Source organism: Neoluteolibacter marinus (assembly GCF_014904755.1).
GTDB classification, from domain to species: Bacteria; Verrucomicrobiota; Verrucomicrobiia; order Verrucomicrobiales; family Akkermansiaceae; genus Haloferula; species Haloferula marina.
This window is the reverse complement of record NZ_JACZFQ010000293.1, coordinates 1-585: the sequence shown is the minus strand read 5'-3', so window position 1 is coordinate 585 and position 585 is coordinate 1. Positions and strand designations below refer to the sequence as shown.

Here is a 585-nt window from a genome sequence, read left to right as displayed (position 1 = left end):
GGAGGGCGAATTCCGAGCGGTCCGTCACCCGCAGCTGACAGTCTCGGCCCAGCGCGTTGCCGAGCGATTCAAGCTGACCCTAGGAACGGTCCACTCGCTTCCGGAAACCATTCCGGAAGCCAAGGGCTATTCGGTCGAACGCAATGAGTCGAGCTCACGTCAGCTCCAATACGTCTCCTTCACTACTCGATCAGAGGAAATGAACGGCGTCTTCGTCGTGGCCATGTCCGAGGCTCTGGAACGCAGCGCCGCCGCCCCCGATGCGGAGCAGTCCCTCTCGATCTTCCTCAATGTGCTCGATGAGTTCAGACGGCTGACACAGCGTCGTCGTGGAGCGCTCTCCGAAGAGGAGCTCCGCGGACTGGTCGCAGAGCTCCTGATCTTCCAGAATCTGCTGGACGCAGGTGCCTCTCCGTTGGCTGCCGCGACGGCCTGGAGCGGGCCCTTCGGAGCCGCATTCGACTTCATCTTCAACGCTCAGTCCGCTCTGGAGGTGAAGTCCATCCACATCGGTGCCAAGACGATCAGCATCTCCAGCCCGGAGCAGCTGGATGTCGATATCACCGATCTCCGGCTTGCTGTGGT

At 61.4% G+C, this 585-nt stretch carries 1 protein-coding gene; it reads left to right on the top strand.

All coding sequences use genetic code 11. From position 1 onward, the window contains the following. Window positions 1-585, top strand: a 585-nt coding sequence (locus IG178_RS24915) for a PD-(D/E)XK motif protein (protein ID WP_193215260.1), incomplete at both ends; no start/stop codon positions are given.